General features: G+C 67.4%; 13 protein-coding genes. 5 read left to right on the plus strand and 8 right to left on the minus strand.

The genetic code is table 11. The features are described 5' to 3' along the window. Positions 1–2: 2 nt before the first annotated feature. Together E1263_RS01085 and E1263_RS01090 are read right to left on the minus strand one after the other, a co-directional pair. Positions 3–1613, minus strand: a complete 1611-nt coding sequence (locus tag E1263_RS01085; protein WP_238161016.1) for an FAD-dependent oxidoreductase — start codon at positions 1611–1613, stop codon at positions 3–5. Next, entirely contained in the window at positions 1610–2656 is a 1047-nt protein-coding gene (locus tag E1263_RS01090; protein ID WP_132164323.1) for a LacI family DNA-binding transcriptional regulator, read from the minus strand. Before E1263_RS01090 ends, E1263_RS01085 begins: the two co-directional genes overlap by 4 nt. Positions 2657–2835: 179 nt before the next feature. Here E1263_RS01090 and E1263_RS01095 point away from each other — a divergent pair, with 179 nt between their 5' ends. Both E1263_RS01095 and E1263_RS01100 read left to right on the plus strand, forming a co-directional pair. After that, positions 2836–5205, plus strand: a complete 2370-nt coding sequence (locus E1263_RS01095; protein WP_132164325.1) for a hypothetical protein — start codon at positions 2836–2838, stop codon at positions 5203–5205. Positions 5206–5214: 9 nt separating this feature from the next. Continuing rightward, the gene (locus E1263_RS01100; RefSeq protein ID WP_132164327.1) at positions 5215–5799 is read left to right on the plus strand and encodes a TetR/AcrR family transcriptional regulator; all 585 of its coding nucleotides are present in this window, start codon (positions 5215–5217) and stop codon (positions 5797–5799) included. Here E1263_RS01100 and E1263_RS01105 read toward each other — a convergent pair. Then, positions 5789–7858: a DUF6351 family protein gene (locus E1263_RS01105; RefSeq protein ID WP_132164329.1), complete on the minus strand. Its 2070-nt coding sequence runs from the start codon at positions 7856–7858 to the stop codon at positions 5789–5791. The genes E1263_RS01100 and E1263_RS01105 overlap by 11 nt on opposite strands. A gap of 89 nt (positions 7859–7947) precedes the next feature. On the opposite strand from E1263_RS01105, the gene E1263_RS01110 reads away from it, so the two are divergent. After that, positions 7948–9096 (plus strand): GAF domain-containing sensor histidine kinase, encoded by a 1149-nt coding sequence (locus E1263_RS01110; protein WP_202868662.1) that lies wholly within the window; start codon positions 7948–7950, stop codon positions 9094–9096. Then, positions 9093–9713: a response regulator gene (locus E1263_RS01115; RefSeq protein WP_132164333.1), complete on the plus strand. Its 621-nt coding sequence runs from the start codon at positions 9093–9095 to the stop codon at positions 9711–9713. Before E1263_RS01110 ends, E1263_RS01115 begins: the two co-directional genes overlap by 4 nt. Here the strand turns inward: E1263_RS01115 and E1263_RS01120 are convergent. The 5 genes from E1263_RS01120 to E1263_RS01140 are packed head-to-tail and all read right to left on the minus strand — an operon-like array spanning position 9685 to position 14735. After that, entirely contained in the window at positions 9685–11175 is a 1491-nt protein-coding gene (locus tag E1263_RS01120; RefSeq protein ID WP_132164335.1) for an acyl-CoA synthetase, read from the minus strand. The two genes, E1263_RS01115 and E1263_RS01120, sit on opposite strands and share 29 nt — an antisense overlap. Positions 11176–11177: 2 nt before the next feature. Continuing rightward, the gene (locus E1263_RS01125; protein WP_132164337.1) at positions 11178–12467 is read right to left on the minus strand and encodes an MFS transporter; all 1290 of its coding nucleotides are present in this window, start codon (positions 12465–12467) and stop codon (positions 11178–11180) included. A gap of 15 nt (positions 12468–12482) precedes the next feature. After that, the gene (locus tag E1263_RS01130) at positions 12483–12938 is read right to left on the minus strand and encodes a MaoC family dehydratase (protein WP_132164339.1); all 456 of its coding nucleotides are present in this window, start codon (positions 12936–12938) and stop codon (positions 12483–12485) included. Next, complete coding sequence (locus E1263_RS01135) at positions 12935–13828, minus strand: amidohydrolase family protein (RefSeq protein ID WP_165956420.1); 894 nt, start codon at positions 13826–13828, stop codon at positions 12935–12937. The genes E1263_RS01130 and E1263_RS01135 overlap by 4 nt, the downstream gene beginning before the upstream one ends. Position 13829: 1 nt before the next feature. Continuing rightward, entirely contained in the window at positions 13830–14735 is a 906-nt protein-coding gene (locus E1263_RS01140) for an SDR family oxidoreductase (RefSeq protein ID WP_132164341.1), read from the minus strand. 97 nt (positions 14736–14832) lie between these two features. On the opposite strand from E1263_RS01140, the gene E1263_RS01145 reads away from it, so the two are divergent. After that, on the plus strand, positions 14833–15660 hold the full coding sequence (locus E1263_RS01145; protein ID WP_165956421.1) for a PaaX family transcriptional regulator: 828 nt from the start codon (positions 14833–14835) through the stop codon (positions 15658–15660). The last annotated feature ends 109 nt before the right edge of the window (positions 15661–15769 follow it).

Raw genomic sequence — 15769 nt, forward strand, 5'->3', positions numbered from 1 at the left:
GTCTAGTAGCCGGCGATCTCGGGCCAGTGGAGTTCCACTCCGGCCTCGGTCAGCCGGTGCTGAACTTGCGTGACAAGGTCCGGATCGGTCGCGACCTGCTGTGGGCTCAGCCCGTGGTCGAGGCAGAACGCCGCGAGCTCCCCGGTGGCCTCACCGACGTTCCACTCGACCGGATGCAGCCGGTAGGCGCCGTTGGTGATGTGGGTGGTGCCGATATTTTTGGCCGCAGGCAACAAGTTCTGGGTGGCGACCGGCACCAGCGCGCCCAGCGGAATCTCGAACGGCGCACAGTCGACATCGATGTAGTTGTCGCCCCCGGTCGACGGGTGCAGGTCGATCCGGTACATCCCGACCCCGACCGAACCCTCGAACTGCGCCGGCCCGCCGTACCCACGGACCTTGATCGACACGTCCTGCTCGCGCACGGTCGTGAGCGCCTTGATCCGCCGCGATTCCCGGATGTACGGCGCCTGGGCGAACCCGTCGTCCGTCCCGACCACGTCCGGGCGCAACCGCAGCCCGGGCCAGCCGTGTCCTCCATCCGGCCGCGGCGCCTCGGTCTGCAGCCAGTACACATAGGCGCGCGACTGCGCCTTCGCAGCCGCCAGGTGCACAGCTCGGTCCTCGAACTCAATGATCGAGCCGCCGACATAATCGAGCTGCGGCCAGTTGGCGAGCACGACGTCGCTGTCGTAGAAGCCCTCTGCGAACGTGTTGCGGGCCGCGATCCGGCGGAAGATCCACAGATCCCGGTCACCCGGATCGATGCGTGGATCTCCGGTCGCGTCGAACTCCGGGTTCACATGCATGGTCCGCTCTTCCGGCACCAGCGTGCGCGGGTTCGGGGCGGTGAACGACAACATCGGTGCGCCCCAGTACGGCAGTTCGAACGAGCGCCAGTACTCGTAGTCCACCGGCCGCTCGATCGTGTGATCCCCCGCCACGTGGTCGAACACGAAGCACCAGGCGATCGACTGGACATTCCCCGCATCGGCGACCTCGGGCGCACTCGGCTCACCCGTGTCCGCCTGACTCTCGGCTCCGACGACGAACGCCGTACCGGTCATGGGGAGCAGGTCGCCTGTCTCAGTCCCATCCAGGAAGAACTCGGCCACGATCTCCGTCTCGGCCCCGGTCCGCAGATCGACGACCGTCACCCCACGCACCGTCGTACCGTTCATCTCGGCCGACACCGGCACGACAGGCTGCAGCACGGTCAACTGCCCATTGGACCGGTACGGCGCCAGCTGGGCGGTGATCACCGCGTTCGCAACCCGCGGTTCGTGGCAGAGCTTGCTGACGCGACCGCGTCCCGGATTCAGCTCGCGGTCGATCCGGGCGGACGCGGACAGCGGATAGTTGTCGCGGTAGTACGTCCGGATGCCTTCCCGCAGCGCTCGATAGCGCGCAGTGATGCCGAACTGCTCCACCCAGATGTGCTCATCCGGCGGCACGGCCTGCGAGGTCAGCTGCCCACCGAGCCACGCGTACTCCTCGGTCAGCACCACGCGCCGCCCGCGCTGCAGCAACGCGAGCGCAGCGGCGACGGCCCCCAGCCCACCGCCGATGATCGCGACCTCCGTCGTGATCAGCTTGGCCGCAGCCGAGGTCATGCTTGGGCCTTTCTTGGCACGATCGTCTCGCTGGAACGCACCTCGGCCAGGAGCAGCCGGCGGATCTCCAGCGTGTGCCACTCGCTCGGCTCCGTGCTGATCAGCAACTGCAGCAGGTCGAGCGCCTCAGCGGCCAGGCGTTCCCTCGGCACGTGGAAGCCGGCCAGCGCGCGTCCCTCGACACGATGCCCTCGCACCTCGGCGAGCGCGGCCACCGAGATCTCATCCGGTACGGAGATGCCCCCCGCGGTCAGCGAGTGCACGACATCCTCGGTCAGGAACGCGTCCTCACCGAGGATCACGGTCGCACCAGTCGCCTGAGCCAACCGCGGCAGCTCGGGAATGCGCTCCTCGCCGACCAGCAGGAACGACAGCCGTCCCTCTGCAGACGCGGCCTCAACGGCGATCCGGCGGTCGCGCGCGGTCGGCGTATCCGTCCCGCGGTGCACATACAGCGCCTGCTGATGCCCACCGGCCGCCGCTTGGTCCATCAGCTCGTTGGCCGGGGTGATGTAGTCGATCGCCACATACGGTACGGCGGCCGCGGTCTCGTCCCGACGCCCGATGCAGACGAACGGGAACTGCTCGGCGACCAGTCGCTCCAGCTCGGAGGCAACCATCTGCTGACCGAGCAGCACGCAACCGTCGGTCAGCCGGAGCCGGGTTTTGCGGTGGAACAGACTGCGGGTGCCGTTCTCCACCGGTGAGGAGGTGAAGAACAGGAGATCCCAGCCGACCTGCTCAGCAGCGCGCTCCAGCCCGTTCAGCAGGGGCCCGTAGAAGTCCATGCTCTCCGGCGAGAGCGCAGGCTCGTAGGTGAACAGGCCGATGATCTGGTTGTCCATCCCGGCCAGCCGGCGCGCGGCCGGGTCTGCGACATAGGTCAGCTCCTCGATGGCCTGCTTCACCCGGGCCCGCGTCTCGGCGGGGATCCGCACGTTCTTCCCGTCGCGATCGTTCAGCACGACCGATACCGTGGTCTGGCTGACGCCCGCGATCTCGGCGATCTCGCGCTGGGTGACCCGGCGAGGCTTCGATGGCATCTCGGCTCCTGATAATGCGTATCTTCAGTGGATAGCCGAAACCCTAGAGCAAACCCCTTCGAAAGCGCAATACCCCCTTGACAGGAAGGCAATCTCCTTGAAATCGTCCTCGGCATGGATCTGCAGATACGCATTATCAGGTTGATCTGCAGACCATCCGCCGAACCAAGGAGCCGTCGATGACTTTTCCAGACCCTCGACTCAAGGGCACCAGTCGCCGCCGGTTTCTTGGTTCGGCCCTGGCCGCTGGGGTGGTGCTCACCGCCGAGGCCACCCCGATCACCGCCTTCGCCGCGGATGCACTGGCCGGAGACATCCCGTTGAACTCCACTGGCATCAGCCTGCTGGCCAGCCCGGGCGGCCGGCTCGCGATCCGTGACACTGCTGGTGGCACCACGCGATCCGCCGGGTCGAAGGTCATGGTCAAGACCAAGGTCGGCGAGGAGCCCACGGTCACCTATACCTCCACCGGCGGCACCCCGACCTCGGACGCCCTGGCAGACGGTACGCCGGCGATCAAGATCGTCTACACGTTCGACGCGGCCGCTGTCGCCGCCGGGATCGCAGTAGTCGGCTGGTTCAGCGTCAGCACCAACCACGCCGTACTGGAATGGCACATCACCGGTCGCAACACCCTGCTCCCGGACGGCTTCTCGTTCAGCCGGGCCATCCAGTTCGCGACCGAGCCCGACGACTACATCGCGGTCACCGAATGGGTTCGCGACAGCCGCGGCGGCATTCCTTACGAGGACACTGCCGGCGTCGCCCACACCTCGACCTGGGGAACCAAGCACGGCCTGTTCCTCCTCGAGATGTCGAAGCAGGGCTGGACGAACGACACCTGGATGCACGCTCCCAGCGTGGCCGCCCCGAACGACGGCTGGGTCAGCCGGGCCGACTTCTACTTCACAGACAAGCGGCCGTCAGCCACTGCCACCATCGGCCACGGCGACGAGCTCGGCCTCGAGCTGACCACCAACGCAGACTTCAACGTCTACGGCGCTCCCGGCGCTCCGGCGCAGATCACTGCGCTGGTCGCGAACGGCGGCACCACTGCGAAGACTGTCCAGCTCCAGCTGATCATGCGTGACTTCGACGGCATCCAGCTCGCGTCGTTGACCATGCCCGGACAGGTCCCGGCAACCGGCACCTGGCAGCACACGTTCAACGTCGCTGCGCCGGCGGCCGGAATCGCCTTCGCCGAGGTCGTCGTTCGCTCCGGCAACGACGAGGCGTTCGCGCGGACGAACCTCGCGACGCTGCCGCCGTACAGCTATCAGGCCGGGGCCACCAGCATGTTCGGGATGGCGAACTATCCGTGGCTGGAGCGGCCGAGTCTGAACGCCGTCCTGGATCTGTGGCAGCGGATCGGGGTCAGCTTGGTGCGGATCGGCATCAAGGATGGTCCCGGACCGGATCCGAGCGTCTACGACGGGCGCGGGATGCGGCACAACATCGAGCTGCAGCCGGACATCAAGACCGTCGATCCAGAGGTCATCACCAACTGGGCATCCAGCAAGCTGACCGTGGCAGTCAATTCCGGAGCCAAGTACTTCGAGGTCGGCAACGAGCTGAATCGCCCGTTCGCCAGCGGCCAGTTCGTCGCGGAGTACCTGGACAAGGCGCTCCGGCCGGTCTTCAACCGGCGCGCCGTCACCGGCGACGCCATCAAGCTGATGAACAACGGCCTGGCCGGGATGGACAAGAAGTGGGTCGACAACTTCATCGCCCTCGGTGGCTGGGACCTGATCGACGCGTTCGCCTACCACCCCGGCCGCGGCAACTTCACGCCCGACTACGTCCCGCCGGGCGACTGGACCGGCGGCCCGAACGGTCCGTACTGGAACTTCGCCGGCGGTCTGCAGCAGCTCAAGGCGCTGATGACGCAGCACGGTCAGAAGGAGATCTGGCTGACCGAGGCCTACGCGCCGACCCGCCCGAACAGCTGGTGGGGCGACACCTACCGGCATGCTGCCGAGAACGTCCTGCTCACGCTGGCGATCTCGAAGGCCGAAGGCATCAAGTGCGTCTGCTGGTACCAGTTCCAGGACAGCATCGTCGGGATGCCGCAGGTCGCCGACCCGCTCAACACCGAGTACCACTTCGGTCTCGTCAACCGTGACCTCAGCCCGAAGCCGTCCCTGCTGGCGTATGCCACCGCCGCCCGCACCCTCGACCAAGCGACCTTCCGCGGCAAGCTCACCTTCGCCAACCCGAAGACGTTCGGCCTCTGGTTCGACACTCCGGCCGGTCCCGTGACCATTCTCTGGAACCGCGCCGACGGCTACATCCTCAACACCGTCGGCCAGCGCACCGACTGGCACTTCCCGGCGCCCGAGGTTTGGGTCGACACCTGGCCGACCAAGACCACGTTGACGGTCGCCGCTACCGCCGCCGTACGGCAGGTCGACGCGATCGGGCGCAGCAAGACCCTCTCCCCCAGCAACGGCCGCATCACCCTGAAGCTCGACGGCGCGCCGCGGATCTACCACGGCCTCAACCCGCAGACGATCCAGGGAGTCCACCGCCTCCCGGTCTGCTCCGGCTAAAGTGGCCAGGTGGGGATATCCAAGGCGGACCGGACCGCGGAGGAGTTCAAGCAAGCCGCTCGGCGGGTGTTCGCGGCGCAGGGGTATGCGGCCACGAAGATCACCGACATCACAGCGGAGGCCGGGCGGGCAACCGGTGGGATCTACCGGTACTTCCCCTCCAAGGCCGCCGTACTGAAGGCGCTCGCTGACGACTTCCTGGCGGCGCGGCACACCCGCGTCGCCCATGCGTCCGGTGACGGGCACCGGATGACCACCGAGCAGGACGTGCGCGACCACGTGCAGGCGTACTGGCGCTCGTACCGGGAGCACCTGGCCGAGATGGTCGCGATCTCCGACGCGGCCGCCTCGGACCCCGAGTTCGCCGAGGTCCATCGGCAGATCCGCGCCGCAGATGTGGCGATCTGGCGCCGGCACATCAAAGAGCTCCGGGCCGAACTCGGTCTATCGGTGACCGAGTCGGCCGCATTGGCTCAGATGGTCGTGAGCCTGCTGGAGAGCTACTGCCACGCCACCTTCCATCCGTCCACCGGCACCTCGCGCGGAAGCGTCGGCACGCTGGCCGGCTTCGTGTACGGCGGCATCACGAACTGAAGTTGAGCCAGGTCCCGGCCGGCGGCTGCTGACCGATTCCGGGGCGGGTGTAGTCACAGACACCGGATGGGAAGGCCTTCCGGAGGGTGGCGCGATCCGCGGCTGTGAACGCGACCTGGTAAGCGGAGAAGTTCAGCGGCTTGAGGGCACACTTGAGCTTGCTGACACCGATGTCCGAACCAGCCGCGATCCGCGGATTGGCCGCTACCGGGTACGTCGCACCACACGGACCGGACGGCGGATAGTTCAACGGCTGGTCGACCCGCTGGATCGCCGACAGATAGCAGCCGTCCTTCAAGTCGGCGGGCTTGTTCGCGATCACCTTCTGCTGAGCGCTTCGGTGCGAGCCGTCCGCAGTGATGGCAGCGAGCCACCTGTCCATCGCATCCAGCTCGTACCTCGAGGCCGCGGCCGACTGCGCCGGGTCGAGCGACGACATGATGATCACCTGGTTCGCCGCCGTACCGTTTGCCTTGAGCAACCGGTCGCGCGTGACGAACGAGACCTCCGCGGTGTGGATGTCGATGCCGAAGCCGGCCCGGTCGGCGTACGACCGCTGATCGATGATCGGCGTCGACCTGAGCCCGAGTCCCCCACTGAGCTGCAGGTCGCTCCGGTACGCCGCGCGCAGTGCGGCCGGATCCGCGGTCGCCCGCTCGGCCACCAGCTGACCGGCCGGGTCCACGCTGCCGACCTTCGCGTTCAGATCGGCGAACTGGGCAGGGGTGATCGCACCGGACTGCAGCGCGTGCAGTCCGTACTGGACGCCGATGTTGTCCCGGACCGAGCGCGGCAGCCCGGTCTTCGGGTCACGGCCCAGCTGGGTCACCCACTGCTCGGCCGACATGCATTTGATACCGGTCGGGTTCAGCACGGGGTCCCAGAACGCGGTCGGCGGGATCGGTGCGCCCGGTGCCCGGTTGCAGCTGCCGATCGGGGTCATCTTCGGGCCGAAACCGGCCTGCCATGAAACGCACGGGCTACTGCTGACGAATCCGGTGATGGCGGTCTTCTGTGCCTCGGTCAGGGCCGTGCCGGCGAAGTACTTGTTCAGAACGCTGCAATCGGCCGCGGACGTGAACGCGCTGAACATGTCCGGGAAGGACACTCCTGGGACGATGCCGTCCAGGATGCCGGGGTAGCCGTCGGCGATCTCGTGCTGATTGACGCTGCCGCCCGACCCGCCCCAGCCGATCGTGTAGCGCGTCGGCCCGTAGGTCTCGATGAAGTGTTCCTTGACCATCATCGCGGCCTCGCCGGAGATCACCGTGCTGCAGTTCGTCTCCGGCACGTTCAGCGTGGACGACGCGACCGCGTAGCCCTGCGACAGGAACAGGTCGTTGAGGACGTTGCCGGTCTGGTTGCCCTGGTGGAATCCGGCGTTGCAGCCGCCGCCGAAGGCGTAGACGAGCTTGCGGTTCCAGTTCTGCTGGGAGCGCAGCGGCGTCGGATCAGTGCCGTCGTACAGGGCTGCGAATTGGTACACGGCTCGGTCGATCGTTCCGGTCTCCACCCGGACGATGTACGGGACCGTGCGGCCATCGAGGACGGTTGTCGCCAGATCTGCGGGCCGTACGGCGGGGTCCGGCAGCACGACGAATGCCCCGGCCGTGGTCCGGTAGCGATACGTCACCTTGGTCGGCGCCTCGCACAGCGGTTGCGCCGCTGGTGCGAGCCCGAAGGCCGTGGTCTCGCAGTAGAACGGGACCTGCTGTGGGCCGGAGAAGATCGGGCCGGACAGCGGGTACGACGTCACCCGCAGCGACGTCTCTCCCGCGGTCAGCACGTTGGCCCCGGTACGCAACCCGGTCACCAGACCGAGCAGCGATTGATCGGGCTGAGCGGCGAATTCCGCCGTGATGTCGCGGCCGTTCAGCTTCACCGTGGCCGACCGGCTGACCTTGACGAGCACGTCTCCACCACTGACGTACTCCGGTTTGGTGTTCGACAAGACAGTGAGCGCCACCGGGCCGGGCGACTGGGTCGCCGAGGCGGGCGCCGCGACGGTGCCGACCAGTGCAGCAGCCAGAATCACCGCTCTTAATGAATTTGAACTCATTTTCACGTACCTTAGGCAGACACCGTTCCGTGCACAATCCTCTCCGGATGGAGATAGCGTGCCGCCCTCCACCGTGCGAAGGTCATGATGTGAGTACCGAGCGTGCTGCCGACGAGGTCGCCGAGCGGCTCACTGCGCTCGACGAGCTGTTGCGCGAGCGGCACGGGCTGCTGACCGTGATGGACCGGATCGTGGCCCTGCACGGGACCGCCCGGATGATCCGCAGCGAGACCGGTGCCGACTCCGGGTTCGTGGCCGACCTCGAGGCGCCGGACCAGGCGGTCGTCCGCTGGATGTCCGGGACCCGGACGAACCAGTTGCAGAACCTCGTCGTACCGATCGGTCAGGGCATCGGCGGCCGGGTGCTCGCGTCGGGCACCGCGGTGCGGGTCGGCGACTACATCAGCTCCCCCGCGATCACTCATCACTTCGACGTTCAGGTCCGGCACGAGGGCATCGGCGGGATGGTCGCCGTACCGGTGATCGGACGGGACGGCCGGACCATCGCGATCGCGTACGCCGCCATGCGGCAAGCGACGTCGTTCGGTGACTTCGCGGTCGACAAGATGCTCGACATCGCCGACCAGGCGTCGACCGCGCTCCGGATTGCCGATGCGGTGGAGGCGACCAGGTCCGATGCGGTCGCCGCCGAGCGGCAGCGGGTGCAGAGCGCTTTGCACGACTCGGTCGGTGCGTTGCTGTTCTTGATCGGCGTCCAGGTCCGGGATCTGCATCAGTCGGTGCAGGACAATCCGCCGCTGGTCGATCGGTTGCGCCGGCTGGAGTCCGACGTCTCCGCCGCGTCGGCCGCGTTGCGTGAGTCCCTGCTGGTCATGACGGATACCGCGCCGGAACGCGCGCTCGCGGTGGAGATCGCCGAATACACCCGGTCGTTCGAGGCCAGGACCGGCGTACCGGCTCGTTTTGTCGAGTTGGCGACGGTCGCGGCCCTGGATGCGGAACGCACTGCCCTGCTGGTGGCCGTCGTCCGCGAGGGCCTGTTGAACATCGAGAAGCATGCGAAACCGCACTCGGTGATCGTCAGCCTCGGTACGGCGGACTCCGGCGGCGTCCACCTGGTTGTCGCCGATGACAGCATCGAGGACGGCACGGACAGCCCGAGCAGCGGTCTCGGCGTGAAGTCGCTGTCCGAACGCGCGATTCGCCTAGGTGGTCAGGTCAGCCTGATCCGCGACGAGGACGGCGGTTCCACCTTGCGCTGCTGGCTCCCGCAATGACCTCGACCGTCTTCGTCGTCGACGATCATCCCGTCGTGCGCGACGGGGTGACTTTGTTGCTGCGCTCAGATCCCGCACTGACCGTCGTCGGATCGGCCGAGTCCGGGCGGGTTGCGGTCGAATGCATTGCCCAGCTGCGGCCTGACGTCGTACTGCTCGACCTGCGGCTGCCGGACATGCTGGCGCCCGAGGTGATCCGCGAGCTGCGGAAAGTCCAGCCCGCGGTGAAGATCGCGATCTTCACCGCCCACGCAGACCACCACTGCATCACCGAATCGCTCGATGCCGGTGCCAACGCCGCACTGATCAAAGACCTGGCCGGCACCGACCTGCTGGCCGCGCTACGACAGGTACTGCGCGGCGAACGGGTCGTCGACCCACGAATCCGGCCGCACCCCGCCCGACGCTCAGACGCCTTGGCACGCAGCGGTCTGACCCGTCGCGAGTACGAAGTCCTCCGGTACGCCGCCCAGGGCCTGACCAACCCAGAGATCGCCGAGGCGACCGGCCTGACCCGCAACACGGTCAAGACGTACCTTCAGTCCGCTTTGCACAAACTCGGCGCCCGCAACCGCGTAGAGGCGATCGTCAAGGCAAGTGAGGCCGGACTGCTCTGAGGTCACCCTTGCGAACCTTGCCGGAGGCCGTCCGCGGCAACCGGTCGACGAACTCGAACCGGGACGGCACCTTGTACTTCGCCAGCCGCCCGAGCAGGAACTCGCGCAACTCGGCCTCGGTGACCGGCACCGCCGGTACGACGAACGCCCGGCCGGCCTCGCCCCACTTGTCGTCCGGCATACCGACCACCGCTACCTCAGCGACCGCCGGATGCCCGAACATGACGTTCTCCACCTCGGCCGGGTACACGTTCTCACCGCCGGAGATGTACATGTCCTTCTGCCGGCCGACGATCCGGAAATGCCCATCCGGATCGATCGCGGCAAGATCACCGGTCCGGAACCAGCCGTCCTCGGTGAAAGCCGCCTCGGTCGCGCCGGAGTCACGCCAGTAGCCAGGCGTCACGTTCGGGCCGCGCACCAGCACCTCCCCCGGCCCCGCCCCAGGGCGGTCGAGCCGGACATCGGCGAAGAACACCGGCACTCCGGCCGAGCCCACCTTGGCGGCGCTCTCGCGAGCTTCCAGGAAGGTCACACCGGGAGCGGTCTCGGTCATCCCATAGCCCTGGCAGAACGTCAGACCGCGGCGCTGGTACGTGCGGACGAGCTCCTCGGGCACCGCCGCGCCGCCACACATCAGGCTGCGCAACGACGTGAGGTCGGCCGATTCCCACTGCGGTACGGCGGCCAGACCGGCGTACATGGTGGTGACGCCGAACATCCAGGTCACCCGGTGTTTCGCGATGAGCTCGTAGACGCCGTCGACATCCCATCCCGGTGTGATCAGCGCGCAGCCGCCCTTGATCAGCGTGGGCAACAGGGTCTGGGCCAGCGCAGCGATGTGGAACAGCGGTGCCGAGATCAGGGTGACCTCGTCGGCGCCGACGTCGACGCCGATCAGCAGGTTGACGGTGTTCCAGGTCAGGTTGGCGTGCGTGAGCATCGCCCCCTTGGGCCGTCCGGTCGTGCCGGAGGTGTAGAGGATCAGCGCCACGTCATCGGCTGCCACCGCAACCTCGACAGCCGCAGCCGCAGCCGGCCAGTCACCGTACAGCTGCTCCCCCGGCCCAGGGTTGCTCAAGGCAACCACCTGCTGCGGGGTTGCTTCCAGCATCTGCACGACAGCTGCGCACTCCGGCGCATAGACCAGCACGGTGGGTTCGCAGTCGCCGAGGATCTGGGTGATCTCCGGCGCCGTCAGCCGGAAGTTCAGCGGGACGAAGATGCCACCCGCACTCACCGTGGCGAACAGCGTCTCCACGAACGCCGGATGGTTCGGCCCCAGATAGGCCACCCGGTCGCCCTTGCTCAGCCCGGCCGCAACCAGGTGGGCCGCAAGACTGCTGATCCGCGCGGACAGTTCGGCGTACGTGGTCGACTCGTCTTCGAAGAGCAGAGCGGTGCTGTTCGGCGACATCAGCGCACGTCTGGCCGGCCAGCCACCGATTCCCTCGTTGGGCATGATCACACTCCTACTCGCACCAAGCTTCGCCGATTGGTCTCCTGCAACGCCAGGACACACCCGACACAGAGCAGGCAGAACGCCGCGATCGTGCAGGCGATGGCCGTGGTCGCCGGGCCGCCCGACGCGCGCTGGATCTCGGCGAACAGGACCGGAGCGATCCCGGCGCCCAGTCCGGCGAGCTGATATCCCAGCGAGGCACCGGTATACCTGGTCTCGGTGTCGAACAGTTCGGTGTAGAGCGCGGCGAGCGGTCCGTACATCATCGGATGCAGCACGCCTTGCCCGATGACGAGCGCTACCACCAGGAGCGCCGTACTGCCGGACTCGACCAGCGGGAAGAGCGCGAAGGCGTAGATCGCCGTCGCCACGGCACCGGCCACCACCACCGGACGGCGGCCGACCCGATCCGAGACCGCGGACCAGCCGATGATGCCGAAGACCGCGCAGGCCGACGAGACCGTGAGCACGTTCAGCACCTCTTGCCTCGTGTGGCCCACCCGGACGCCGTACGCGAGGATGAACGTCGTCAGCGTGGCCTGGACGACGAACGCCGCCAGACCGACGCCGACACTGAGCGCGAGGATCCGCGGCTGGTTGCGCAGCACCTCGACCAGCGGAATCCGGCGTCTCGGTACGACGCTCTTGGCTGCGAGGAAGGCCGGGGTCTCCTCGACCTGGGAGCGGACGAACAGCCCGATCGCGAGCAGAACGATGCTGAGCAGGAACGGGATCCGCCAGCCCCACTCGAGGAACGCGGCCTCCCCGGTCAGCGCCGCGGTGGTCGTCATCGCCACCGTGGAGACGACCATCCCGCTCGGCGCACCGGCATTGGTGAAGCTTGCCCACAGCCCCCGTCGAGAGGTCGCATGCTCGGCAGACATCAGTACGGCGCCGCCCCACTCACCGCCGACCGAGATCCCTTGCAGCACTCGCAGCAGGATCAGGCCGACCGGAGCGGCAGCGCCGATCTGCTCAGAGCCGGGCAGCAGGCCGATCAGGAAGCTGGACAATCCCATCATCGTCATGGTGAGCACGAGCATCCGTTTGCGGCCGAGCTTGTCGCCGAAGTGCCCGAACAGGATGCCGCCGAGCGGCCGCGCGAGGTATCCGGTGGCGAACGTTCCGAAGCTGGCCACGGTTGCCAGCGCGGGGTCGAGGTCGGAGAAGAAGACCTTGCTGAAGACCACCGCGGAGGCGGTCGCATAGAGCAGGAAGTCGTAGTACTCGATCAGGCTGCCGAGGTAGCTCGAGGCGACTGCCCGGCGAAGCTGGGTCTGCTGATGTGGCATGGCGGTGCCCCTCGTTCAGGTGTAGTGGCGGTACACGGCACGGGCGACGCAGGCGGGCTTGTCCGCGCCTTGGAGTTCGACGGTGAAGTCGAGCAGCATCTGCACGCCGCCCTCGATCGCGATCACGTCCGCGACGACGGCCGCGAGCCGGATCTTGGCGCCGACCGGGACCGGGCTCGGGAAGCGCACCTTGTCGAGGCCGTAGTTAACGCTCATCCGGACCCCTCCGATCTCCAGCAGGTCGGTGAACAACGGGATCAGCAGCGACAGCGTCAGATAGCCGTGCGCGATTGTGGTGCCGAACGGGCCGGCGGCCGCACGGACGGGGTCGACGTGAATCCACTGGCGGTCGTCGGTGGCGTCGGCGAACCGGTCGATCCGGTCCTGCGTCACCTCGATCCAGTCGCCGTGACCGAGGCTGCGGCCGGCCAGTGCGGTGATCTCGTCCAGTCCATTGGCAGTGGTTTTCATCCGTGCGCACCTTCCTTGACGGCCAGGCCCAACAGCCCGGCCGCGTTGTCTTTGAGGATCTTCGAGCGGACCTCCGGCTTGATCTCCAGCTCGGCGAAGTCCGCGAGCCAGCGGTCCGGAGTGATCACCGGGTAGTCGGAGCCGAACAGGACCTTGTCCTGCAGCAGGGTGTTGGCGTAGCGCACGAGCTGGGGCGGGAAGTACTTCGGCGACCAGCCCGACAAGTCGATGTAGACGGAAGGTTTGTGGGTCGCGACCGCGAGTGCCTCGTCCTGCCACGGGAATGACGGATGCGCCAGGATGATCCGCAGATCGGGGAAGTCGGTGGCGACATCGTCGACCAGCATCGGATTCGAGTACTTCAGCCGGATTCCGCCACCACCCGGCACACCGGCACCGATCCCGGTCTGCCCGGTATGGAAGAGCGCCGGAACACCGAGCTCCTGGATGACGTCGTACAGGGGGTAGGCCATCCGATCGTCGGGCGCGAAGCCCTGCAGGCTGGGATGGAACTTGAAACCGCGGACGCCGTACTCCTCGACCAGCCGCCGCGCCTCCCGCGCTCCGGCTCGCCCCTTCCACGGATCGACACTCGCAAACGGAATCAGTACGTCGGAGTGCTCCGCACAGCTCGCGGCGACCTCCTCGTTCGCGATCCGCGGATGCCCGGTCGCGTGCTCGGCGTCGACGGTGAACACCACGGCCGCCATCCGGCGTTCCCGGTAGTAGGCCGCCATCTCCGGGATGGTCGGCTGCCGGTGGTCGTGTGCCTTGAAGTACTTCGCCGAAGCGCCGAACAGCTCCGGGCTCAGTGAACCGTGTCCGTCCTTGGAGATCTCGGCGTGCGTGTGGACGTCGATCGCGACGATCTCGTCCAGATCGATGCCCATCTCAACGGCCTTGTGGTGCTGGGATTCCGTAACTCTCCGGCTCGGCGCCGATACCGCTGGACCATGAGGCCGCGATCCCCTCCGCGGTCCACCCGTCCTGGCTGTAGGCAACGGACTTCTCTGCCGGATGCGACCACAGCGCCAACCGGTCACCGCCGATACCGATCGCCTGGCCGGTCACCTCGGCCGACGCATCCGAGGCCAGGAAGACGATCAGGGACGCGACATCTTCGACCGTACCGAGTCCTTCGTCGCGGCGAAGCCAGCGCGGCAGTGGCGCACCGGTCCGCTCAGCTTCTTCGATCGCGGGCGCGAAGGCCGGAATGGTCCGGGTCATCTCGGTGGCAGCGACCGGTACGACGGCATTGACCAGGATGCCGGCTTTCGCCAGCTCCATCGCCCAGGTCCGGGCCATCGCAGCGATCCCCGCCTTGGCGGCGGCGTAGTTGGTCTGGCCGAAGTTCCCCCGCTGACCTGCCGGCGAGGCCACCAGGATCAGCCGGCCGCCCTCCCCCTGCTCGCGCATCCGCTGGGCTGCCGCGCGAGCACAGGTGAACGTGCCACGCAGGTGAACGCGGATGACGTCGTCGAACTCTTCGTCCGACATCTTCCAGAGCACCCGATCGCGCAGAATCCCCGCGTTGGTGACCATCACATCCAACCGGCCGAACTCCGCTACCGCAGTGGCGACCAACTGGTCCGCGACTGCGGTTTCGCCAACCGGCGCGACGACAGCAGTCGCCCGGCCGCCCGCACTCTCGATGGCGTCGACCACCTGCTTCGCCGCATCGCCGTCCACGTCGTTGACCACGACAGCTGCCCCGGCGGCAGCAAGCGCCTCCGCATAAGCCCTGCCCAGCCCGCGACCGCTCCCGGTGACTACTGCGACCTTGCCGACCACATCCATGGCGACGTCCTCTCCTCAGCTCGTCGAACCGCCAAAGTAGGTCACTTTTCTGACGACCGTCAATGACTTGCCCAACTTTATGTTCTAGGGTGTGGGGGTGACAGACGCCAACGAGGCCGGTGCGCACCGGCCACAGTCCCTGATGCTCAACTTCCTGGGCCTGTACGTCCTAGGCCGGGACACCGCGGTCTACTCCGGCAGCGTGATCGACGTCTTCGCCCGCGTGGACGTGTCGGAGGAGGCGGTCCGCTCGACCCTCACCCGGATGGTCAGCCGCGGCCTGCTCACCCGGCAGCGCCAAGGCCGCCGGGTGTATTTCGGTCTGACCAGCCGTGCCACCGAGGTTCTGGACGACGGCGCGCGCCGGATCTGGGACACCGGCGCGGTCAACCGGGACTGGGACGGCACCTGGACTCTCGTCGGCTACTCACTACCCGACAGCAGGCGCAGCGACCGGCACGACCTGCGCAGCCAGCTCACTTGGGCCGGATTCGGCCTGCTGCAGAACGGTTTGTGGATAGCTCCCGGTCAGCGCGACGTCATTGCATTGGTCGAGCCGCTGGGCCTCACCGACCACGTGACCGCCTTCACCGCGGCCGCGATGAAACCGACCGAGACAGCCGGCCTGATCGATCGAGCGTTTGAAACGGCGGCGATTCGCGAGCAGTACAAGGCGTTTCTCGACCGGTGGGACACACCGAATCCACTCCCCAGCGCTCCGGACGACCTCGCGCGCCGGCTCCTCCTACACACCGACTGGCTTCAGGCGATCCGCCAAGACCCGCATCTTCCCGCTGAGCACCTCCCCAAGGACTGGCCCGCCATCCGCGCCGAGCAGCTGTTTCGCCGCCTGGACGAAGAGATCCGCCCAGAGGCAATCCGGCTCGCCGAAGAAGTCCTCGACGAGATCCCGCTCGTGCACTGAGGCCGGGTTGTTACCGGCAACGTCTCCACTTGGGGGTGTGAGGCGAGGCGCGGTTCTTCGCAGACTGTGCGCCACCGGCCTGTCCAGGGGCCGGTCGGAGGAGCGGAGG

It is taken from the genome of Kribbella antibiotica, assembly GCF_004349055.1.
Lineage (GTDB): Bacteria > Actinomycetota > Actinomycetes > Propionibacteriales > Kribbellaceae > Kribbella > Kribbella antibiotica.